Below are 23,188 nucleotides of genomic sequence, written 5' to 3' on the forward strand. Positions count from 1 at the left end.
GTCCGCCATGCGCGGGCCTGTTTATGCGCTGCCGCGGCTGGAAGTAACAGCGGCGCTGTCCTAGCTCTGGCCGCATGGTGACAATCGACGAAACCAAGGTGCGGCACACCGCATTGGATGACGCGCAGGGTCTGGGACTGGGCGTGTTCCTGTGCGGCCTTGGGATGCACGTGCTGACCCATGTGGGCCTTATCACCGGGCAGACGGCAGGCATTGCCGTCATCATCAGCTACATGACCGGCTGGTCCTTTGGCGCGGTGTTCTTTGTGATCAACCTGCCCTTTTACCTGCTGGCTTACCGGCGGCTGGGACTGGAATTCACGGTCAAGTCGCTGGTGTCTGTAACGGCGCTGTCACTGGTCACCGATCTGCTGCCGTTCGGATTTACTATTGATACGCTGCACCCCGCGTTGGGCGCCGTGATCTTTGGCGCGACGGTGGGCATCGGCCTGCTTGCGATGTTCCGGCACAATGGCTCGCTTGGCGGGCTCGGAGTCGTCGCACTGCTTGTGCAGGACAAGACAGGGTTCAAGGCAGGCTATGTGCAGCTGATTTCGGACGCTGTCATCTTTGCCATCGCGGCGCTGCTGTTTCCGCTGAGTGTGGTGGGGTGGTCACTGCTTGGCGCAGTCATTTTGAATATGATCATAACCTTCAACCACCGCCGGGACAGGTACATCGCCACCTGACGTTTTCCGGCTTTGAATCCTTGCGTGCATCTTGGCGATCATACGGCTCGCTGTCTGCTCAAACAGGGACGGGATGACGGCATGGACTGCCGCCGCACCGGCTGCCAACGCCAGCTGAATTGCAAATCTACTTGCAAAAACAGCGTGTTGAACATAGGTCTCATCCACGGCGCGCGGATGGGTCAGAAAGATACGTGTAAACATGGGGCCTCGTGCTTATTTGTCATGACGATACAGCGCAGCCAGTGGTAAATGTTCCCAAATCTTTCCCAGTAGAGCAGTTTTTAGATGAGATTATCCCGTTCTTCGGAGAAGTAAGATGACTTTTGATGCGATCGACATAAAAATAATGAATGCGCTGCAGCGCGATGCAGGACAGTCGCTTGAAACGCTTGGTGCGGATGTGGGGCTGAGCCGCAATGCGTGTTGGCGCCGGGTGAAATCGCTGGAGGAGTCCGGGGCAATTACGTCGCGCGTCGCTCTGGTCGACGCCAAGGCGGTGGGCCTGGGCCTGATGGTGTTCATGCAGGTCAGAACGCACAGCCATGACCCCGACTGGCAAATGCAGTTCAAACGCGCCACCTGCACGATCCCCGGGATTTTGAGCGTCTACCGCATGACGGGCGATCTGGACTATCTGATCCGCGCGCGTGTGCCGGACATGGACGGGTACGATACGCTTTACCAGCAATTGATCAGCCAGGTGCCGATTGCGGATGTATCGGCAAGCTTTGTTATGGAAGAGATTAAGGACAGCACCGCGCTGCCTCTTTGAAGGACACCCCAGATGCCCCTGCACTATATTTATCTGATCGTGGCCGTCGCCGCGGAAACCATTGGCACGACCGCGCTGCAGGCCAGCAATCAGTTCACCCGAACCGGACCGACGATTCTGGTGATCGTGGCCTATGGTTTTGCCTTCTATTTCCTGGGCATCGCGCTGAAATACATCCCCGTCGGCATCGCCTATGCGCTGTGGTCGGGGCTTGGGATCGTGCTGATCGCCCTCATCGGCGTTGCCGTCTTCGGCCAGCGGCTGGACCTGCCTGCCGCGCTTGGCCTTGCCATGATCATCGGGGGGATCGTGGTGATCCAGCTCTTCTCAAAGACGGCCACACACTAGAGGCGCGTTGGGGGCTTCCTTTCTGCACTGCGGCGCTATATGGGCCGGGCAACAATCATTGAGGCTCGTTTCATGGATCTGCGCAACATCGCTATCATCGCACACGTCGACCACGGCAAGACCACGCTGGTGGACGAATTGCTGAAGCAATCGGGCACGTACCGCGACAACCAGGCCACGACTGAACGGGCGATGGACAGCAACGATCTGGAGCGTGAGCGCGGGATTACCATTTTGGCCAAGGCCACATCCGTGGAGTGGAAAGGCACCCGCATCAACATCGTCGACACGCCCGGCCACGCCGACTTCGGGGGCGAGGTCGAGCGCATCCTGTCCATGGTCGATGGCGTTGTGCTGCTGGTCGATGCCGCCGAAGGGCCCATGCCGCAGACCAAGTTTGTCACCTCAAAGGCGCTCGCCCTTGGTCTGCGCCCCATCGTGGTATTGAACAAAGTCGATAAGCCCGATGGTGAACCGGACCGCGCGCTGGACGAATGCTTTGATCTGTTTGCGAACCTCGGCGCCGATGACGACCAGCTGGATTTCCCTGCCATGTATGCATCGGGCCGGTCCGGCTGGGCGGACATGGAGCTGGACGGGCCGCGCAAGGACCTGTCGGCCCTGTTTGACCTGATCGTCGATCACGTGCCTGCGCCTGCGCAGTTGGAGGCCAAGGATGAGCCGTTCCGTATGCTGGCAACGACCCTTGGCTCCGACCCATTCATCGGGCGCATCCTGACGGGTCGGGTCGAATCCGGCACACTGAAAGCAGGTGAAACCGTCAAGGCCCTGTCGCGTGACGGTACGCTGATTGAAAATTTCCGCTGCACAAAGATCCTCGCGTTCCGGGGTCTGGGCCAGCAGCCGATTGAACAGGCCGAGGCGGGTGACATCGTCACGCTTGCAGGGATGTCAAAAGCGACCGTGGCCGACAGCATCGTCGCCACGTCCGTCAATGACGCGCTACCCGCGCAGCCCATCGACCCGCCGACCATCACCGTGACCTTCGGCATCAACGATTCGCCCCTTGCGGGACGGGACGGCAAGAAGGTGCAGTCCCGTGTGATCCGCGACCGGCTGATGAAAGAGGCGGAGTCGAACGTCGCCATAAAGATCTCGGACACGCCCGGTGGCGACGCGTTCGAAGTGGCAGGGCGCGGCGAATTGCAGATGGGCGTTCTGATCGAGAACATGCGCCGCGAGGGGTTCGAGCTGAGCATTTCGCGCCCGCAGGTGCTGTTCCAGGAAATTGACGGCGTGCGCCATGAGCCGATCGAAGAGGCCACCATTGACGTAGACGACGAGTATTCCGGCGCGGTCATCGAGAAGCTGACCGGTGTGCGCAAGGGCAATCTGGTCGAGATGAAACCGGCCGGTGCGGGCAAGACACGCATCGTGGCACATGTCCCGTCACGGGGGCTGATCGGCTATCACGGCGAATTCCTGACCGACACGCGCGGCACCGGCGTGCTGAACCGCGTATTCCACGAATGGGCGCCACACAAGGGCCCAATCCCGGGCCGCCGTGCCGGTGTGCTCATTTCCATGGAAAATGGGCAATCTGTCGCCTTCGCCCTCTGGAACCTGGAAGAACGCGGGCGCATGTTCATTGGTGCCCAGGCGGACGTGTACACCGGCATGATCATCGGCGAGCACAGCCGCGAGAATGATCTGGAAGTGAACCCGCTCAAGGGCAAGAAACTGACCAACGTCCGCGCGTCCGGCACCGATGAAGCGGTGCGTTTGACCACGCCGATCTCGATGTCGCTGGAAGAGGCGATTGCCTATATCGACGATGATGAGTTGGTAGAGGTGACGCCGAACGCAGTGCGGTTGCGCAAGCGGTATCTCGATCCGCATGAACGCAAGCGGATGGCGCGCGCGTCATAAGGGTGGACTGGGGCGCTGCCCCAGACCCCGTGGTATTTGCAGTCAGAAGAAGATCTATTCCGTGGTCTCAACGATCAACAGTTCGCGCTCTGATGCGCCGCGGGCGTACGCAAGAGCGGCTTGATATGCATCAGAGTGATAGCAACGTTCGGCGGTTTCCACGTCCGGAAACCTGGCCACCACGTTGCGCGGGCGGTCTGTTCCTTCGAGCTGCACATAGCGACCGCCACGCGCGATGAAGGTGCCGCCATGATCGGCGATGGCGACGGTCGCACCTGCCGCATACTTCTTGTATGCGTCTTCATCCGTCACTGTGACATGCGCAATCCAGAGTGCTGGCATCTTATCCTCCCATGACCGCTTTGGCCGCCGCGATGGCGGCGTCGGCGTTGCTTGCATCCTTGGCGCCGCCCTGGGCCATATCGGGACGGCCCCCGCCACCCTTACCACCGAGTTGGCCGACGGCCGCCTTGACCAGATCAACCGCGTTCACGCTGTCCGTCTTGTCCTGCGTGACCCCTGCGGCCACGGCGACCTTGCCGTCGGCATCCGCAATCAACAGGATCGCGCCGGAGCCGATGCGCCCCTTGTGTTCGTCAATCAGCGCGGGCAGGTCCTTGCCCGTCACGCCATTCAGAACCTGGGCCAGGAACTGCGTGCCGTTCACATCCTCAGCCTCTGGCGCGACTTGTCCACCGCCGGCCATTGCCAGATCCCGGCGCAGCTGTGCCACCTCGGCGGCCAGCGCCTTGCGTTCGTCCATCAGCGCCTTGACCCTTGCAGGCACGTCCTGCGCCTGCGCTTTGAGTTCGGTTGCGGTTTCGGCTAGCAGATGGTCCTGCCCGCGTAGGTAATCCATCGCCGCCTGCCCGGTCAGCGCCTCGATCCGGCGCACACCGGCGCTCGACGCACTGTCGCCCAACGTAACAAAGGCGCCGATGTCGCCCGTCTGGCGCACATGGGTGCCGCCGCACAGTTCCAGCGAATAGGTGTCGCCGCCTGTGCCCTTGCCGGAACCTGCCTGCATGCCCATCGACACAACACGCACCTCATCCCCATATTTCTCGCCAAAGAGCGCCTGCGCCCCAAGCGCGCGGGCGTCATCCGGCGTCATGATCCGCGTTTCGACCGGCGCGTTTTGACGGATATAGGCGTTCACCTCGGCCTCTACCCTGTTCAAATCTGTAAGGCTAAGCGCTTTGCCGTGGCTGAAATCGAACCGCAGGCGGTCAGGCGCGTTCAGAGAGCCGCGCTGCGCAACATGATCGCCAAGCGCGCCCCGCAGCGCCTCGTGCAGCAAGTGCGTGGCCGAGTGATTGGCCCGGATCATCGAGCGGCGCGCGTGATCGACTTCAAGAACGGCAGCTTCACCATTGGAAACGCTTCCTTTTATGACGTCGGCAATATGAACGAACACATCCGCTGTCTTGCGTGTGTCCGTCACGCGGGCCTCACCGCTTTCGGTGCGGATGAGACCCGCATCCCCAACCTGCCCACCGCTTTCGGCGTAGAACGGTGTCTGGTTGAGGGCGATCTGCACTTGGGTGCCTTCGCCTGCGGTATCAGCCTGCGCCCCATCCACGACCAGTGCAACGATCTGGCCCTCTGCGGTTTCGGTGTCGTAACCTAGGAATTCGGTTGCGCCATTGGCTTCGGCCACGTCGAACCAGACCGTCGCGTCCGCCGCCTCGCCCGACCCGGACCAAGCTGCGCGCGCCTTTGCCTTCTGTTCCGCCATGGCCGTGTCAAAGCCGTCTGTGTCAACGCCAAGACCCTTTTCGCGCAGCGCATCCTGCGTCAGATCCAGCGGGAAGCCATAGGTGTCGTAGAGTTTGAAGGCGGCATCGCCAGGCAAGTCAGCGCCTTGGGAGAGGCCCGCCACCTCATCGTCCAGCAGCTTCAGACCACGGTCGAGCGTCTGCTTAAACCGGGTTTCCTCGGCCTCGAGCGTCTCGGTGATCAGCGCTTGCGCCCGGCTCAATTCCGGGAAGGCCGCGCCCATCTGCTGCACGAGCGCGGGCACCAGACGGTACATCACGGGGTCCTTCGCGCCCAACAGATGCGCATGGCGCATCGCCCGGCGCATGATGCGGCGCAGCACATAGCCGCGCCCGTCATTCGACGGCATTACCCCGTCGGCGATGAGGAATGAGGTCGAGCGTAGGTGATCCGCGATCACCCGGTGGTGCACATTCTGTTCGCCGTAGGGGTCCACACCCGTCGCATCCGCCGACGCCTCAATCAGCGATTTGAACAGGTCGGTATCGTAGTTGTCGTGGCTGCCCTGCAAAAGCGCGCCGATCCGCTCAAGCCCCATACCCGTGTCGATGGACTGCATGTCCAGATCGACCATCGACCCGTCTTCGAACTGCTCGTTTTGCATGAAAACGATGTTCCAGATCTCGATAAACCGGTCACCGTCTTCCTCGGGGCTTCCCGGCGGGCCGCCCCAGATATGATCGCCATGGTCATAGAAAATCTCGGTACACGGACCGCAAGGGCCGGTCGGCCCCATCTGCCAGAAGTTGTCCGAGGTGGCGATGCGGATGATCCGGTCTTCGGGTACGCCGACTTTCTTCCAGATCTCGAAGGCCTCGTCATCGGTGTGGTAGACGGTGACGTAAAGCCGATCCTTTGGAATGCCGAACTCGCCCGTGATCAGGTTCCAGGCGAATGGGATCGCCTCGTGCTTGAAGTAATCGCCGAAGCTGAAGTTGCCCAGCATCTCGAAAAACGTGTGGTGCCGCGCAGTATAGCCGACATTGTCGAGGTCGTTGTGCTTGCCGCCTGCCCGGACACATTTCTGGCTGGTTGTGGCGCGCGTGTAGTCGCGTTTCTCAAGACCTGTGAACAGGTTCTTGAACTGGACCATGCCAGAGTTCACGAACATCAGCGTGGGGTCATTGCGCGGCACCAGCGGGCTGGAGGGCACAACCGCATGCCCTTGTTTTTCAAAGTAATTCAGAAAGGTCGAGCGGATGTCGTTGAGCGATGGCATGGCCGTGGTCCCAGGCGTCTGATTGGTCGCACTGACATAGCGCCGCGCCGGGGCGGTGTCTACAAACGAAACGGGGCGCCGCCGTCGCGACACCCCGTTCCCGCGTATTGTCCACACCACGTCTTGTGCGCCGGGGGCGTTCTGGGCCGAGCCCCCCGTGCCCGACCGGTCACGCCTCGAGGATGTCGTCATCCTCGGACTGTTCATGTTTGGGCATTTCGAAATCCAGCCCGTGCGCGGCACGGATCTTGTCCTCGATGTCCAGCGCGATGCGGCTGTTTTCCTTCAGGAAGGTTTTGGCATTCTCGCGCCCCTGCCCGATGCGTTCGTCGCCATAGCTGAACCACGAGCCGGATTTTTCCACGACGCCCGCTTTGACGCCCAGATCCAGCAGCTCGCCCATTTTCGAGATGCCTTCGCCATACATGATGTCGAATTCCACCTGCTTGAAGGGTGGCGCAACTTTGTTCTTCACTACCTTCACGCGGGTGGCATTGCCAACCACTTCGTCGCGATCCTTCAGCGCGCCGATGCGGCGAATATCAAGACGAACGGAGGAATAAAATTTCAGTGCGTTGCCACCCGTTGTAGTCTCGGGCGAGCCGAACATGACGCCGATCTTCATCCGGATCTGGTTGATGAAGATCACCATGCAGTTCGACCTGCTGATCGACCCGGTCAGCTTGCGCATGGCCTGGCTCATCAGTCGGGCCTGCACGCCGACGCTGCTGTCGCCCATATCACCCTCAAGCTCGGATTTTGGCGTCAGCGCCGCAACTGAGTCGACAACAACCATGTTCACGGCGCCAGAGCGCACCAGCGTGTCGGTGATCTCAAGCGCCTGCTCGCCCGTGTCGGGCTGCGAGATCAGTAGCTCGTCCAGGTTCACACCCAGCTTGCGGGCATATTGTGGGTCGAGCGCGTGCTCGGCATCGACGAAGGCGCACACGCCGCCCGACTTCTGCTGTTCCGCTACACAATGCAGCGTCAGCGTGGTTTTACCCGACGATTCAGGGCCATAGATCTCGACAATCCGCCCCATGGGCAGCCCGCCGATCCCCAGCGCGATGTCGAGACCCAGGCTACCGGTCGAGCTGGCCTTGATATCCTGGATGGCGCCCTCGTCGCCCAGTTTCATGATCGAACCCTTGCCGAACTGCCGTTCGATCTGGGCCAGGGCACTGTCCAGCGCCTTTTGTTTGTCTGCCGATTTCTTGTCTGTCATTGTCAAAAGGTCTGCCGTTGCCATTGCTTTGGTCCTTTGTGTCATACCCGCCGGGGGGCGGCAATCATTGCCGCTTCTGCATCGATGTTCCCCTTGCGTTCCTTATGAGATCAAATCGGGAACATTTCAATAAATTTCTACACAGCCACCTTTTGCGCCGAGGGGTTAAGGAGTAGTTTACAGCCCAATGCGAATACGAGAAAAACGGATCGGGGCAGGAAATGTTGGTGTTCTACAAGGCACGGCTCGCCTTCTTGTCAGTGCCTAAGACGGGCACATCCGCATACGAAACTGCGCTGCGACCGCATGCGGATCTGGTCATTTCCGAACCGCCCGACCTGAAACACGCGCCGGTTTATCGCTACAACCGCTTCATCCGGCCCATGTTCGAAAAGGTTTGCGATGTAGAGCTTGAGGTGATGGCCGTGATGCGCGAGCCGATCAGTTGGCTGGGCAGCTGGTGGCGCTACCGCCAGCGGCCCTTCATGCAAGGCAAGCCAAACGCCACACACGACATCAGCTTCGATGACTTCGTGCTGGCGTATATGAAAGGGCAGCGCCCCGGTTTTGCCAATGTCGGCAGCCAACTCAAGTTTCTCGAACGACAAGCAAACGGGACCGGCGTCACCCATCTTTTCCGCTACGAAGATCAAGCGCGTTTGCAGTCCTTTCTCACGGACCGGGTCGGCGTGAGATTTAAGTTGGGGCGCGAAAACGTGTCGCCCGCACGGCGGGTTGAATTGTCAGAAGCTGTCGAACGCAGGTTCCGCCGCAAATTCGCTGAAGAGTTCGCGCTTTATGACGAAATCCCGACCGACTGACGCTCAGTGCAGCTGCTGGTGCACCGTTTCGGCCAGATCGTTCAGTGAAAACGGCTTGGGCAGGAACACGGAATTCGGGATTGCGCGCTGCTGGTCACTCAGTCGATCTTCGGCATAGCCGGACACGAACACCACGCGCACATCCGGCCGCTCTTGCAAGGCTTCGCGTACCCAGGACGGGCCGTCCTTTCCGGGCATCACCACATCCGTGACAAACAAATCCACATTCAGCGATGCATCCTCAAGCGTCTTGAGCGCAGCTTCGGCCGAATCCGCCTCGAGGACCGTATAGCCGCGCAGACGCAGCGCCCGGCTGGCAAAGGCGCGCACCGGCGCCTCATCTTCAACCAGAAGAATCACGCCGTCGCCGTGCTTGGGTTCGGCCAGCTTTGCAGGAGCCTTGGGCGCAGGTGCCTTTGCCGCCGGCGCTTCGATCACGGGGAAGATGATGGAGAAGCAGGTGCCCTGCCCCACTGTACTATCAACAAAGATAAACCCGCCGGTCTGCTTGACGATCCCGTAGGCGGTGGACAGACCCAAACCTGTGCCCTCGCCCGTTTTCTTGGTGGTATAGAACGGCTCGAACACCTTTTGCAGCTTGTCCGGTGAAATGCCGACGCCCTGATCGACCACGCGCAAGCAAATGTATTCCCCGGCCGGCACGTTGACCCGGTCCCGCTCAAGCGGTTCGGTCAGGGTCATGCTCTCGGTCTGGATCTGGATTTCTCCGCCCTCGGGCATGGCATCGCGGGCGTTCACGACCAGGTTCATCAGCACCTGTTCCAACTGGCGCTTGTCCGCCCGGATCGGTTTCAGGATCGGATCATGCGACAGCGTCAGCGTCACCTTTTCACCCACCAGACGGTTCAACAGATGGGTTAGGTCGGACATCGTGTCACGCAGATCCAACTCTTCGGGGCGCAGGGTCTGTTTGCGGGAAAAGGCCAGCAATTGCCCGACAAGCGCCGCGGCGCGGTTGGCGTTCTGGTTGATTTGCACCAGGTCGCTGTAATCCGGGTCGCCCTGATCGTGGCGCAAGAGCAGCAGGTCGCAATGCCCGGAAATCGCTGTAAGCAGGTTGTTGAAATCGTGCGCCACGCCGCCCGCAAGCTGGCCGATGGCCTGCATTTTCTGGCTCTGGACGAATTGCGCCTCAAGCGTCTTAAGTTCCGTCGCGTCCGCAAGAACGGCAATGACAGACACTTCGCCATCATCCTGCATCCGGTTCAGCGCGACCTGCACGAACATTTCCTTGTCCGATCGGCTTAGGCGCAAGAATTCCGATTGCTGAACCGCCCGGTCCGACACCGTTTCCTCAAGCCAATCCGTAATGGGCCGCCCCAGCCCCGCCATGAGGTCGGAGATATGCTCACCCGCGGCAAGCGCCGGGCCGATCAGGTCGGCAGCGCTACGATTGAAACTGCGCACATCGCCCTCGGGCGAAAACCGCACCAGAGGCACGGGCAAATCCTCGAACGAGGCCCAACTTCCGGTAGTATCACCGCCGTTTTCGGGCGGGGGCAGCAGATAGTAGGCGTGCCGCCCGGCCCCTGCATCGATCTGCGTTACAAGCACGTCGACGGGGCCGTCATTCGTGGTGACCGGGCTGACCGCTCCTGCGGCCACCGGCGTGCGATCAAATACAGATTCCAGGGTCTTGACCCGCGACCCGATCAGTTTGCGCGCGCTTTCGTTCATGTAAAGGATCGCACCGGTGCGACCGACCATGAGCATCGGCAGACCCGGCCCATCTGCGCCGCGCCCCTGCCCCGTGTCCGGTGCCGCTTCAAGCCGCCAGAGCAAGGTGTCATCGTCCATATGGTGGACCGCCAGGCGCATGTGCCCGCGCCGCGTCACGATATCCTCGCGCGCCGCGCCCTCGACGGCGGCCTGACCTTTCAGCCGGAACAGAATGCCGCCCGGATTTGCAAATGTGTTGCGTAACGTCCCAGCCAGCGTCTCGCCGCGCCGCGTGGCATAGGCCTGCCGCGCCGCCGCATTGGCGCGCAGCACTTCGCCATCTGCCGTACAGACAAAGCTTGGCGACGCGTCCTTTTCAATGAACGCCCCGATATTGGAGAGAGCCGTGTCCTGCTTGGCCCGGGACCGCCGGGCCGTCAGCATGAAAGTCAGCCCCAGACCAAAAAAAGTGAGTGCCGCCGCGAGCAGTCCCAGCTGGATCAAACGCTCAGGCGCCAGCGCGCCCATCACGCCCAACAGCGCAGACGCGCCGAGCAGGCTGACGGCGCGGTTCGATCCGCCCCGATCAGGACGGTTCAAGCTAAAGGGCGTTTGCACGCTGTCGGACACCAGGCACCTCACCTTTGCGATTCGATGTGCCTTTTTGCGAGGAAAACGGTTAATTGCCGCTTAACCGGCACCCGTCACCTGCATACGATGTCATCACGATAAGGCGAAACATCCGGCAGCAATAAACCTGAGGTTGAGTAAAGCCCGCTCAATCGGCGCGCGTCAAGTGCGCGCTGTAAAATCCGTCGCCCCATTCATCGACGGGCCAGCACGTTTCACGCTCGACCTCAAAGGTTGAGGTTTGACTTGCAAACCATTCTACCTGCTTACTATTTTCCGACTGCAGAACAGAGCACGTCGCATAGACCAGGGCGCCGCCCGGCGCGACCAATGGTGCGGCTTTGGTCAGAACTTCACGCTGCATGGCGGAGAATTCTGCCAGCCGCGCGGGCGTGAGCGCCCATTTCGCCTCCGGTGCACGCCGCCAGGTGCCCGCCCCGGAACAGGGCGCATCGACAAAAACAAGATCAAAGGGCGCGCGCGCGTCCACCTGTTCCGCCGCGCAAATGTCGATCTTGTGCCGCCCGCGCGCTGCGCGTTCCGGCAGGTCCTTCATCCGTTTGGGATCAATATCGCTTGCCGTGACTGCCCACCCATAGGCGGCAAGGGCAAGAGCCTTGCCCCCACCCCCGGCGCACAGATCAAGCGCCCGGCCCGGCCGGCCCAATGCGGCAACGGCGGCCTGGCTCGACGCGTCCTGGATCTCGACCCGGCCCTCGCGATAGGCGGCGCTGTTGCGCAGCCGCCGCGCGCCTTCGGTCACAGTCAACGCCGTATCAGCGCGCGGGTTTGGGACGGTTTCGATCCCCTCTTGCGCCAGCATGGCACCCGCCTTGGACATATCGCACAGGCTCAGGTTCACACGCAAAGTCACAGGCGCGCGGCCCGTCAAAGCGAGCGCTTGTGACTTTGCGTGCGGACCCAGACTGTCCTCGAACACAGGCACCAGCCAATCGGGCAAATCCCACGCCGTGCCCCGGTCGCCCGGCATATCGTGCGGGGCCCGTTCGGCAACCGACAAACGTGCAGGCGCGTGGCCCTGGCCGTCAAAGAGGGTGTCAGGGTCGATGCCTTGCGCCCGCAGACGCCCGATCATCCGGGCACGTCCCGTCTCTGCCCCGCCGCGGGCCGCGTCGCTGCGCCAGTGACGCAGGACGTCAAACACATGGTCACGCACCGCGGCACGGTCCTTGGACCCGGCAAAGCGGCTGGCCCTCGCCCAACGGCTCAGCGCTTGTTCGGCCGCCTGTCCAGCGGCAATCGCATCCAGAATATCAATGGCAGCCGCCACGCGTGCGCCCGGTGTCATGGGTTCATGTCCACGTCAACACAGGACCGCAACATGTTGTTTTCTCACATAACGCGGTAATTGGGCGACTCGCGTGTGATCTGCACGTCATGCACATGGCTTTCCTTCAGCCCGGCGCCTGTGATTTTTACGAAAGTACAGTTACCGCGCATCTCATCGACAGTGGCGCAGCCGGTGTACCCCATGGCCGCGCGCAGACCGCCCACAAGCTGGTGAATGACGGCACCTGCCGATCCCTTGTAAGGCACCTGCCCCTCAATCCCCTCGGGCACCAGCTTGTCGCTCGCGGCATCCTTTTGGAAATACCGGTCGGCAGAGCCACGGGCCATGGCGCCAAGCGAGCCCATGCCGCGGTAGGATTTGAAGCTGCGGCCCTGGTACAGAATCACTTCGCCAGGGGATTCATCCGTGCCCGCGATCATGGAGCCGACCATGGCACAGGACGCACCAGCGGCAATCGCCTTGGCAAAATCACCCGAGAACTTGATGCCACCGTCGGCAATCACCGGCACGTCGCCCGCCGCCGCCGCGCAATCCATGATGGCGGTCAGTTGCGGCACGCCGACACCGGCGACCATGCGGGTGGTGCAGATCGACCCCGGTCCGATGCCCACCTTGACGGCATCGGCACCCGCATCAATCAATGCGCGTGTCGCCTCGCCGGTGGCGACGTTGCCGGCCACGATCTGCACCTCGTTCGAAAGCCCCTTAGCCCGGCGCACGGCCTCAGCCACGCCCTCGGAATGTCCATGGGCCGTGTCGATCACGATCATGTCGACGCCGGCGTCCACCAACGCCTCGGCCCGCTCGAACCCCGCATCACCCACGGTCGAGGCGGCGGCAACGCGCAAGCGGCCCAGATCATCCTTGCAGGCGGTCGGGTTGAGCACGGCCTTTTCAGTGTCTTTGAGGGTCAAGAGGCCGGTCAGCTTGCCACTGGCATCGGTCACCAGAAGCTTTTCAATGCGTCGCGCCTTCATCAGGCTGATCGCCTCATCCCGGTCCGCAGGCTCATGCAGAATGGCCAGATCCTTGGTTGTCATCATCACGGACACGGGCGTTTTGTCATTCTCCGCAAAGCGCATATCGCGATTGGTGACGATGCCCACGACCCGGCGGCTTTCATCGACAACCGGAAACCCGGAAAAGCCATAGACCTCGGACAGCTCGCGCGCATCTGCAAGGGTCTGATTGGCGCTGAGCGTAATGGGGTTGTAGACGATCCCGCTCTCGAACCGCTTGACCCGGCGGACTTCCTGCGACTGCGCCTCGATATCCAGATTGCGGTGCACGACCCCCATGCCACCCGCTTGGGCCATGGCGATGGCCATGCGCCCCTCGGTCACGGTGTCCATGGCGGAACTCAAAAGCGGGATGTTCAACGCAATGCTGCGCGTCACCCGTGTGCGGGTGTCAGCCGTAGTCGGCAGCACGCTGGACGCGGCCGGAACCAAAAGAACATCATCGAAGGTGAGCGCCTCGCGAATCTCCATGGGTCTCTCCTTGGGAGGGTTCGTTTGGCGCTTCCCTATTTCATGGGTCCACAAAAATGGAAAGGGGCAAATGGGCGGCTTGCGCGTAGGGATGCGGCTGCGCAGAGTGCGGCCATGACGAACAACTACGACACTGGCCGCCTGAACCTGCCTTTCGTGGGCATCTCGACCTTTGGCAAGCGGCCTTATGTCGAAGATTGGTCAAGCCTGGATGCAGACGTTGCGATCCTTGGCGCGCCATTCGACGCCGGCACTCAATGGCGCTCCGGAGCGCGGTTCGGCCCAAGGGCGGTGCGCGAAGCATCCACGCTCTTCAGCTTCGGCCATGCCGGGGCATATGATCACGAGGATGACGCAACCTATCTGCCCGAAACGGTGCGCATCGTGGACATGGGCGATGCCGACATCATCCATACGGACACCGAAGGATCGCACGCCAATATCGAGGCGGGGGTCCGCGCGGCACTGGCCGCAGGCGCCCTGCCCGTCACCATAGGCGGCGATCACTCGGTCAACATCCCCTGCATCCGCGCTTTCGATGGTCAGGGCGACATCCACATCCTGCAAATCGATGCGCATCTGGATTTTGTCGATGAACGGCACGGGGTTCGGCACGGGCACGGCAACCCGATGCGTCGCGCTGTCGAACAGCCGTGTGTCACGGGGCTCACACAAGTGGGCATCCGCAATGTCAGCTCCACGGCCAAGGAAGGCTACGCCGACGCCCGTGCCATGGGATCCGACATTCTGTCGGTCCGGCAGGCCCGCGCTCTGGGGCCGCAAGGGGTGATCGACCGTATCCCGACAGGCGCGCGGCTCTACATCACCATCGACATCGACGCCTTCTGCCCCTCTATCGCGCCGGGCACCGGCACGCCCAGCCATGGTGGGTTTCTGTACTACCACGTGCTCGAGATGTTGCAGGCGGCGGCCCGGCGGCACGAGGTGGTGGGCGTAGATCTGGTGGAGGTCGCGCCGGATTACGATCCCACCGGGTCCACGGCCATCCTGGCGGCTCAGGTGCTGATGAACCTGCTGGGCTTTGTTTTTCACGCCCGCTCGCGTGGATAGTGCGGAAGGGGGCCAGCCCCCTAGGCGCGATGCGCCTCACCCCCGAAGTGTTTTCGGCCAGAAGAAGGAACAATGTGCCGCCTTGATACCCGGCGATGTCGTTTGACACCTTTCCCTTGCCTGCGCGGTCACTATTGTAACGACAGGCAAATCCGAGGCACGCATGAGCACTGACCCACTTGTGGTTTTCACCCCCTCCGGCAAGCGCGGGCATTTTCCCGTGGGCACGCCCATTCTGACGGCCGCGCGGCAGCTGGGGGTGGATCTTGATTCCGTCTGTGGCGGGCGCGGGATCTGTTCCAAGTGCCAGATCACACCCAGCTATGGCGAGTTTGCCAAGCACGGGGTGATGGTGTCGGACGGTGCACTGTCCGAATGGAACAGTGTCGAGGAACGCTACAAGTCCAAGCGCGGCCTCATCGACGGGCGCCGCCTTGGCTGTCAGGCCACCGTACAGGGTGATGTGGTCATCGACGTGCCCCCCGAAAGCCAGGTCCATAAGCAGGTCGTGCGCAAACGAGCCGAGGCGCGGGACATCGTTATGAACCCCTCCACCAAACTCTACTATGTTGAGGTGGCGGAGCCCGACATGCACGATCCGTCCGGCGATTTGGAGCGTTTGGTGGCCGCCATCGAAGCAGATTGGGGTATCACCAACATCCACGCCGATCTGCACATCCTGCAGGACCTGCAGCCCGTTCTGCGCAAGGGCGCATGGAAAGTCACCGTCGCCATTCACTTGGGCGATGATGAAAACGCGCCGCGCATCATGCACATCTGGCCGGGATACTACGAAGGGGCGGTCTACGGCCTCGCCGTCGATCTGGGCTCCACGACCATCGCGGCACATCTGTGCGACCTGACCAGCGGCGATGTGGTGGCCTCCTCCGGCATTATGAACCCCCAGATCCGCTTCGGCGAGGACCTGATGAGCCGCGTCAGCTACGGCATGATGAACCCGGGCGGCGCGGGCGAGATGACGCAAGCAGTGCGCGAGGGGATGAACGCGCTTTTCACCCAGATCGCGACCGAGGCGGAGATCGACAAGGGGCTGATCGTGGATGCCGTGTTCGTCTGCAACCCGGTCATGCACCACTTGCTTCTGGGCATCGACCCGTTCGAGCTGGGCCAGGCACCCTTTGCGCTCGCCACATCGAACGCGCTGCGTATGCGGGCCGACGATCTGGACCTGAACATCCACCCCTCGGCGCGCATCTACCTGCTGCCCTGCATCGCGGGGCATGTGGGCGCGGACGCTGCCGCCGTAGCACTCAGCGAGGCGCCAGACAAATCCGACGACCTGGTGCTGGTGGTTGATGTCGGCACAAACGCTGAAATCCTGCTGGGCAACCGCGATATGGTGCTCGCCTGCTCGTCGCCGACCGGCCCCGCCTTCGAAGGGGCGCAGATCACCGCCGGTCAACGCGCCGCCCCAGGCGCCATCGAACGCGTTGAGATTGACCCCACCACCAAGGAACCGCGCTTTCGCATAATCGGCGTCGATATGTGGTCGGACGAGGATGGGTTCGAGGCCGCTGCCGCGGGCACTGGCATCACCGGCATCTGCGGTTCTGGCATCATCGAGGCGATTGCCGAGATGCGGCTGGCCGGTGTGCTAGACGCCTCGGGCCTGATCGGCAACGCAGCGCAAACCGGGACGGGTCGCTGCGTGCCCGACGGGCGTACGCATGCGTACCTTCTGCACGACGGCACCGCCGCCGGGGGCCCACGCATCACCATCACCAACCCCGACATCCGCGCGATCCAGATGGCCAAAGCGGCGCTTTATTCCGGGGCGCGCCTGCTGATGGACAAGTTCGGCGCTGATACCGTGGACCGGGTCGTGCTGGCCGGGGCCTTCGGCGCGCATATCTCGTCAAAACACGCCATGGTGCTGGGCATGATCCCCGACGCCCCGCTGGACAAAGTCACCTCGGCCGGCAACGCGGCAGGCACGGGCGCCCGCATCGCGCTCCTGAACCGTGATGCACGGGGCGAGATCGAGGAAACCGTCCGCCGCATCCACAAGGTCGAGACCGCCATCGAACCGAGGTTCCAGGAGCATTTCGTGAACGCCTCCGCCATCCCCAACTCCGCCGACACGTTCCCGATCCTGAACGGAATCGTCGACCTGCCCGATGTCAGCTTTAACACCGGCGGCGAGGCCGAAGGCGGCCGCAGACGCAGGAGACGCGCGTGAGCAATACCGAACAGGAAGACTTCTGGACCTCAGACGCAGGCCCGCACTGGGTGGCGGAACAGGAAAACATGGATGCGGTACTGGCACCTGTGCTGGACCTTCTCATGGATCGCGCAGCGCTTAAACCGGGCGACCGGGTGCTCGACATAGGCTGCGGCACCGGTGTTAGCGTAGCCAGGGCGGCGCAGGCGGTGGGGTCGTCGGGCCATGTCACGGGCCTCGACATCTCGCCAACGATGCTCGATCTGGCCGCCAGTCGGAACACGGGCAACACCACATCCTTTCTCAAGGCGGATGCGCAAACCCACGATTTTGCCACAGCTTATGACGCGATGATCTCACGCTTTGGCGTGATGTTTTTCGACAACACCGTGGCGGCGTTCGCCAACCTGAACGCAGCCCTCGAGCCGGGCGGCAAGATGACCTTTGCCGCATGGGGACCGGCGCCACAAAACCCCTATTTCATGGTACCGGCCAAGGCCGCCATTAGCGTGCTGGGCGACATGCCCAAGGTGGACCGCACCCTGCCTGGCCCCTTCGCATTCGAGGATGCGGATCATGTGCTGGGCATGATGCATGACGCCAAGCTGACCGAATCCGAAGTAGACACTGTCCACCTCGACCTCACACCACCGGGCGATGCCGCCGATACCGCCGCCCTGCTGCTCAAGATCGGGCCAGCACAACGGGCTGTTACCTACCACGAGGCCGACGCCGCCACGACAGCACGGGTCAAAGACGCCGTGGCCGACGCCATCGCACAATTCGATACGGACCTCGGCCTGCGCATCCCGGCCTGCGTCCACATCTTCTCGGCCCGCAAACCCGCTTGACGCCAGCCACCGCCGCGCCTATCCCAACCCCCGAGCGCGGGTATGGTGAAAAGGTATCACGGCAGCTTCCCAAGCTTTAGTTACGGGTTCGATTCCCGTTACCCGCTCCACTCCCTACTTGCGTCTAACGCGCCCACCGGCCAAGCATGGACGGCGGGAGGGGAGCTATGAATATCCTGTTCATCATGTATGACCAGCTGCGGTTCGATTACCTCGGCTGCGCTGGGCACCCGCACCTGCACACGCCGAACTTCGACCGAATCGCGGCCCTGGCCGTGCGGTTCACGAACGCCTATGTACAATCGCCGATCTGCGGCGGCTCACGCATGTGTTTCTATACGGGCCGGTATGCGTCATCCCATGGCGCGCACTGGAACGGCTTTCCACTCCGCGTCGGCGAGCAGACCTTGGGCGACCACCTGCGCAAGATCGGCATGTCCTGTCACCTGATCGGCAAGACCCACATGACCGTCGACGGTGAAGGGATGGAACGGCTCGGCCTCGACGCGGGCAGCCTGATCGGCGTCCGCACATCCGAATGCGGGTTCGACCCATGGGTTCGCGATGATGGGCTCTGGGCCGAGGGCCCGGACGGATTTTATGACGAAAGACGAAGTCCTTACAACGAATACCTCAAGTCTCAAGGGTACGACGGCACCAACCCGTGGGCCGACTATGCCAATGCAGGGGTCAGGGGTGGTCGGATCGCCTCGGGCTGGTTCTTTGACAACACCGACCTGCCTGCCAATATCCGCGAAAAAGACAGCGAAACGCCCTGGCTCACCTCCGAAGCGATCCGCTTCATTGATCAGGCGCAAGGCCCATGGTGCGCGCATCTGAGCTATATCAAACCCCACTGGCCGTACATCGTGCCTGCCCCCTATCATGCCATGTACGGCCCTGAACACGTGCCGCCCGCGACCCGCGCCGACGCGGAAAGGGAACAGGCGCACCCGGTCTACGACGCCTTCATGAACGGCCCTGTCGGCCGCGCCTTCCAAGACGAACAGGTGCGGGCCAAAGTCATCCCCGCCTACATGGGCCTCATCAAGCAATGCGACGACCAGCTTGGCCGCCTGCTCGATCACCTCGAGGGCACCGGGCGCATGCAAGACACCATGATCGTGCTGACATCGGACCATGGCGATTATCTGGGCGACCACTGGCTGGGCGAGAAAAACCTGTTCCACGACCCATCGGTCAAAGTGCCGCTGATCATCTACGACCCGCGCAATGCGGCAAACAGCACGCGCGGCACCACCTGCGACGCGCTGGTGGAATCCATCGACCTCGCAGCGACCTTCATCGAAGCGGCCGGCGGCACCGTCCCCGACCACATCATCGAAGGGCGTAGCCTCCAGCCCTGGCTCCACGGCCAAACTCCATTATGGCGCGACTACGCCATCTCCGAATATGATTTCTCGGCCACCCCGGTGGCCGTCAAACTGGAGCTCGAACCACGCGACTGCCGCCTCTTCATGGTCTTCGACGGACGCTACAAGCTCATGCATTGCGCCGCGCCCACCTTGCGCAACATGCTCTTCGACCTCGCAACCGACCCCGAAGAGCTGCGCGACCTGGCCAAGACCGAAGCGCACCGCGACATCGAAGCCAAACTGCTCGCCCACCTCCGCGACTGGGGCCTGCGCATGTCGCAACGCACGACGCGGTCGGAGGACCAGATCAAGGCCATGCGCGGCGCCTCGACAGCCAAAGGCGTCCTGATTCACCTCAAGGACGGATCGGAAGTCGATGAAAAGCTGACAGAAAAATACCGCGGATTTGCCCGCCAGAACCACCTGACGGACTGACCGCTAACCGATCAGGACCTCGCCAAACGCGTCCCGCAGGGTCCGCTTCAGCACCTTGCCCGTCGCGTTGCGTGGCAGTACATCTGTAAAGACAACCTTGTCCGGCACCTGCCACTTGGCGATCTTGCCCTCGAAAACCTCCAGCACCTCTGCCTCCGACGGGCTCTGCCCCTCGGCGGGCACAGCCACCAGCACCGGCCGCTCGTCCCACTTCTCGTGCCGCGCACCAATCACGGCAGCGTCGGCAAGTGCGGGATGGGCAATGGCGATATTCTCCAGATCCACGGACGAAATCCACTCGCCCCCGGACTTGATGATGTCCTTCGACCGATCCTTGATCGACAGATACCCGTCAGGATCCAGCGTCGCCACATCGCCCGTATCAAACCACCCATTCGTCAGCGTCTCGTCCCGTGACTTCAGGAAATAGCTGTCCAAAATCCAGTGCCCCCGCACCATCAGCGCGCCCTGCGCCTCGCCATCATGGGGCAGCGGGTTGCCGTCCTCGTCCATGATCTCCAACTCAACGCCCCAAGGCGGACGCCCTTGGTTCTCGCGCAGCTTATGCTGCGCCTCGATCGGCAGATCGGCGTGCTTGGCCAGCGGTTGGTTGCTGGATCCCAGTGGCGACATCTCGGTCATGCCCCAGGCGTGGATCAACTCCACGTCATATTTCTCGCGGAAGGCCGCTATCATCGACGGCGGACAGGCCGACCCACCCACAACGGTCCGCTTCAACGACGCTAATTGCGAGCCTGACGCCGCCGCCTCGCCCAAAAGCCCCAACCAGATCGTCGGCACACCAAGGGCAATCGACACCTTGCACCCGTCAATCAGCTTGACCAGCGACGGCCCATCCAGTCCCGGCCCCGGCAACACCATCCGCGCGCCCACCTGCGCACAGGCATAGGGCGTCCCCCAGGCATTCACATGAAACATCGGCACAACGGGCAGGACGACATCGCGGGCTGAAACCCCTATGCAATCCGGCGTGTTGAACGCAAACGCATGCAGCACAGTCGACCGATGCGAATAAAGCACCCCCTTCGGGTTCCCGGTCGTCCCCGACGTATAGCACAGCGATGACGCCGTATTCTCATCGAACTCCGGCCATTCAAAGTCAGGCGCGCCGGTCTCAACCAACGCGTCGTAGAATTCCAATCCCTCGATCTCGGCAGCCGCGTCTTCATCGCGCCCTTCCATCAAAACGATATGCTGCACACCGGGGATCTTGTCCCGGATCGCCTTCACCAACGGGACAAAGGTACGGTCGATAAACAGCACACGATCCTCGGCATGGTTGATGATGTAGATCAGCTGTTCCGGAAACAGCCGCGGGTTGATGGTGTGGCACACCAGCCCCGCGCCGGACACGCCAAAATAAATCTCCAGATGCCGCCGGTTGTTCCACGCAATGGTCGCGCAACGCGCCTGCGGCTCCAGCCCCAGCTTCAGCAGTGCATCACCCAAACGGCGGCTGTTGGCGCCTACCGTCCCCCAATTCGTTTCCTCAACACCACCACCCGTGTTGACAGACGAAATGACCGTCTCTGCATGATACCGTGCCGCATGGTCTACAAGGGACGAAATGGTCAGAGGATAGTTCATCATTTGGCCAAGCATGGGCGCCTCCCGTTTTTCCTGTCAGAGCAACGCCTTGCCCACACGAGCCCTCCCAGACCGCGCGCGTTCCTCCCTTGACCCGACCCTGCCAAGCGGCGGCGCGCCTTGCAAGCACGACGTCGAATGGCTGACGCAAAGAAAAGGGCCGGCACAGTGGCCGGCCCTCCCTCCGTCACAACAGTCAGTTCACCCGCACTGCAGGTCCTCGGCATGGGCAATATGCCCACGATGCGCTTCCACATAGGCGATCAGACCCGCCATCACGCTCGGCTGCCCTTTGAAACCGTGCCACGGCTTGAAGTGCGGCACATGCAGGAAGGTGGTGGGATCACGCTTGAGCAGATTGGCAAAGACGGACGCCACCAGACGGCCACCCGCACCGGTCAGCTTGCCATGGCCTTTCTCGCCCGCCTCTTGCAGGCAGTAGAACCAAAGTGGCGTCTTGGTAATGCCCTTGGCTCTCAGAATGTCCGGCACATCAAGGACATGGGTGCCCAGATGGGCCGCCAATTGCTGCCCGCTCGCCAGCTGGTAAGTATAGCGATCACGCACCATGTTGCGCAGCGCGAGGTTGCGCGACTGCTCCAGCGTCAGCTCCTCCTCGATGTCACCAAGCGCGATGGGCGCATGCACAAAGGGCAGGTTCAACAGCGGCGTACCCAGCTTCGGCCCCACGGGCCGCGCCTTTTGCGACGTCACCGCACCGTTCAGCCCAAAAAACATCGCATAGTCGATGTTGCCGTCCACGGGCCGCGGACCAAAGCCGGGCAATGCAAACAGACCCTTGGGGGCGGCCCCATCCGTCAGCGCATATTCAAACTGCGTGGTAGCATGACCAAAGCGGTACGCAGCCCCGGTGAACTCCACAGGCATCACCGGCGCATCCCAACCAAAGGGATCGTTCTGCAACGCCCAATCGAGGCATTCCTGCTGAACGAACGCGGGCAGCAATTCACACCACACAATCCACTGGTAATGCAGACGGATGAACCGGCGCACCTCCTCGAAATTCGCGAGCTTCGGGCTGACATGATCGTGCCAGACATGTTTGGGCAGCCCCTCATGGGCGCAGGCACTGATGTCCTTGGCATCTTCGCCCCCTTCGACCCGCTTGCTCATCAGAATGTTGTGCAGCTCGATGAAAATCGACTGGACTTGGGCCACGAGAATATTCTCGTCATTGCGTGGATCACCGATCAGCGCCTTGCCCGCGCAGGTCCGCGCCAGGTCGCGGGGGTTGTCCTCGCGGCCATGGACAAGAAACTGCTCCGCCTCGCCAGCGCCATACAGATGCGGCGATGCCTCCGGCCCCGCGCCATACACGCAATCCAGATCCAGGCTGGGCGTGCGCACATTGGGAATGGTCGAAGGATCAATCCGCGTCCCTAGGGCCGAGGTCGCGTCGAGCGTGATGTCGTGATCGACGAACTGCCCCAGAAAGGTCATACCCGCATCCGCGGGCCCGTCCTCATTCTCTGTAGCGCCCATCGCATTCGCCAGCGCGTGCAGCGTCGCAATCACATCTGCATGAGAGATGTTTTTGATGTGAACCGGGTTCGCAGGCAGAACCCGCCCCAGCGTCTGCGCAAAGGGCCGCGCAGGCCCATTGCCTTGAATACATGTTTTGAAAAGTTGATCGAGCCGTGTCAGCCCGTGCTGTGTGCCAGCCATAATATTGGCCTCCGGTGCATGTTAAAAGAAACAGGGCAAAATATCTGACGCCCTGCGCAACGGTATTGCGCTTTCAACCGCAAGTCAGGTCAGAGATTCCCCACCCGAAAAGGCGCGCAAA

At 61.9% G+C, this 23,188-nt stretch carries 18 protein-coding genes and 1 tRNA gene; 10 read left to right on the forward strand and 9 right to left on the reverse strand.

Features of this window, described 5'->3' with window-relative positions; all coding sequences use genetic code 11:
* Positions 1 to 74: 74 nt before the first annotated feature.
* On the forward strand, positions 75 to 689 hold the full coding sequence (locus tag BWR18_RS07505; RefSeq protein WP_076627402.1) for a YitT family protein: 615 nt from the start codon (positions 75 to 77) through the stop codon (positions 687 to 689).
* Here BWR18_RS07505 and BWR18_RS22065 read toward each other — a convergent pair.
* A complete protein-coding gene (locus BWR18_RS22065) occupies positions 615 to 893 on the reverse strand; it encodes a DUF6356 family protein (RefSeq protein WP_368073644.1) in 279 nt (92 codons plus the stop codon). The genes BWR18_RS07505 and BWR18_RS22065 overlap by 75 nt on opposite strands.
* A 115-nt stretch (positions 894 to 1,008) precedes the next feature.
* Here BWR18_RS22065 and BWR18_RS07510 point away from each other — a divergent pair, with 115 nt between their 5' ends.
* The 3 genes from BWR18_RS07510 (at position 1,009) to typA (ending at position 3,702) form a co-directional block, all read left to right on the forward strand.
* Positions 1,009 to 1,464, forward strand: coding sequence for an Lrp/AsnC family transcriptional regulator (locus tag BWR18_RS07510; RefSeq protein ID WP_076627403.1), 456 nt, complete (start codon positions 1,009 to 1,011; stop codon positions 1,462 to 1,464).
* A 12-nt stretch (positions 1,465 to 1,476) separates the two neighbouring features.
* A complete protein-coding gene (locus BWR18_RS07515) occupies positions 1,477 to 1,812 on the forward strand; it encodes a DMT family transporter (RefSeq protein ID WP_076627404.1) in 336 nt (111 codons plus the stop codon).
* Positions 1,813 to 1,884: 72 nt separating this feature from the next.
* Positions 1,885 to 3,702: a translational GTPase TypA gene (gene typA / locus BWR18_RS07520; RefSeq protein ID WP_076630183.1), complete on the forward strand. Its 1,818-nt coding sequence runs from the start codon at positions 1,885 to 1,887 to the stop codon at positions 3,700 to 3,702.
* Between the two features lie 54 nt (positions 3,703 to 3,756).
* Here the strand turns inward: typA and BWR18_RS07525 are convergent, their stop codons facing one another.
* The 3 genes from BWR18_RS07525 to recA all read right to left on the reverse strand — a co-directional run bounded on the left by BWR18_RS07525 (position 3,757) and on the right by recA (position 7,949).
* Positions 3,757 to 4,044 carry a DUF1330 domain-containing protein gene (locus tag BWR18_RS07525; RefSeq protein ID WP_076627405.1) on the reverse strand — a complete coding sequence of 96 codons (288 nt, stop codon included), beginning with the start codon at positions 4,042 to 4,044 and terminating at the stop codon, positions 3,757 to 3,759.
* Position 4,045: 1 nt separating this feature from the next.
* Complete coding sequence (alaS, locus tag BWR18_RS07530) at positions 4,046 to 6,700, reverse strand: alanine--tRNA ligase (RefSeq protein WP_076627406.1); 2,655 nt, start codon at positions 6,698 to 6,700, stop codon at positions 4,046 to 4,048.
* A gap of 169 nt (positions 6,701 to 6,869) precedes the next feature.
* Positions 6,870 to 7,949, reverse strand: coding sequence for a recombinase RecA (gene recA / locus BWR18_RS07535; RefSeq protein WP_076627407.1), 1,080 nt, complete (start codon positions 7,947 to 7,949; stop codon positions 6,870 to 6,872).
* Between the two features lie 197 nt (positions 7,950 to 8,146).
* On the opposite strand from recA, the gene BWR18_RS07540 reads away from it, so the two are divergent.
* Positions 8,147 to 8,746: a gamma-glutamyl kinase gene (locus BWR18_RS07540; RefSeq protein ID WP_076627408.1), complete on the forward strand. Its 600-nt coding sequence runs from the start codon at positions 8,147 to 8,149 to the stop codon at positions 8,744 to 8,746.
* A gap of 3 nt (positions 8,747 to 8,749) precedes the next feature.
* Here BWR18_RS07540 and BWR18_RS07545 read toward each other — a convergent pair whose 3' ends face one another.
* From BWR18_RS07545 to guaB, 3 genes are all read right to left on the reverse strand, one after another.
* On the reverse strand, positions 8,750 to 10,954 hold the full coding sequence (locus tag BWR18_RS07545) for a hybrid sensor histidine kinase/response regulator (RefSeq protein WP_083957834.1): 2,205 nt from the start codon (positions 10,952 to 10,954) through the stop codon (positions 8,750 to 8,752).
* A 250-nt stretch (positions 10,955 to 11,204) separates the two neighbouring features.
* Entirely contained in the window at positions 11,205 to 12,365 is a 1,161-nt protein-coding gene (locus BWR18_RS07550; RefSeq protein ID WP_076627409.1) for an RsmB/NOP family class I SAM-dependent RNA methyltransferase, read from the reverse strand.
* A gap of 44 nt (positions 12,366 to 12,409) precedes the next feature.
* Positions 12,410 to 13,858: an IMP dehydrogenase gene (gene guaB, locus BWR18_RS07555; RefSeq protein WP_076627410.1), complete on the reverse strand. Its 1,449-nt coding sequence runs from the start codon at positions 13,856 to 13,858 to the stop codon at positions 12,410 to 12,412.
* Positions 13,859 to 13,972: 114 nt separating this feature from the next.
* Between guaB and speB the strand changes: the two genes are divergently transcribed.
* The 5 genes from speB (at position 13,973) to BWR18_RS07580 (ending at position 19,773) form a co-directional block, all read left to right on the forward strand.
* Entirely contained in the window at positions 13,973 to 14,929 is a 957-nt protein-coding gene (gene speB / locus BWR18_RS07560) for an agmatinase (RefSeq protein WP_076627411.1), read from the forward strand.
* Between the two features lie 163 nt (positions 14,930 to 15,092).
* Entirely contained in the window at positions 15,093 to 17,129 is a 2,037-nt protein-coding gene (locus BWR18_RS07565) for an ASKHA domain-containing protein (protein ID WP_076627412.1), read from the forward strand.
* Positions 17,126 to 17,962 (forward strand): class I SAM-dependent methyltransferase, encoded by an 837-nt coding sequence (locus BWR18_RS07570; RefSeq protein ID WP_076627413.1) that lies wholly within the window; start codon positions 17,126 to 17,128, stop codon positions 17,960 to 17,962. Before BWR18_RS07565 ends, BWR18_RS07570 begins: the two co-directional genes overlap by 4 nt.
* A 36-nt stretch (positions 17,963 to 17,998) precedes the next feature.
* Positions 17,999 to 18,072, forward strand: a tRNA-Gly gene (locus tag BWR18_RS07575).
* 57 nt (positions 18,073 to 18,129) lie between these two features.
* Complete coding sequence (locus BWR18_RS07580; RefSeq protein WP_076627414.1) at positions 18,130 to 19,773, forward strand: sulfatase-like hydrolase/transferase; 1,644 nt, start codon at positions 18,130 to 18,132, stop codon at positions 19,771 to 19,773.
* Positions 19,774 to 19,776: 3 nt separating this feature from the next.
* On the opposite strand, the gene BWR18_RS07585 is transcribed toward BWR18_RS07580, so the two are convergent.
* Together BWR18_RS07585 and BWR18_RS07590 are read right to left on the reverse strand one after the other, a co-directional pair.
* Positions 19,777 to 21,396: a long-chain fatty acid--CoA ligase gene (locus tag BWR18_RS07585; protein WP_076627415.1), complete on the reverse strand. Its 1,620-nt coding sequence runs from the start codon at positions 21,394 to 21,396 to the stop codon at positions 19,777 to 19,779.
* Positions 21,397 to 21,582: 186 nt separating this feature from the next.
* A complete protein-coding gene (locus BWR18_RS07590; protein ID WP_076627416.1) occupies positions 21,583 to 23,067 on the reverse strand; it encodes a peroxidase family protein in 1,485 nt (494 codons plus the stop codon).
* Positions 23,068 to 23,188 lie beyond the last annotated feature (121 nt).

Source organism: Tateyamaria omphalii (assembly GCF_001969365.1).
GTDB lineage: Bacteria > Pseudomonadota > Alphaproteobacteria > Rhodobacterales > Rhodobacteraceae > Tateyamaria > Tateyamaria omphalii_A.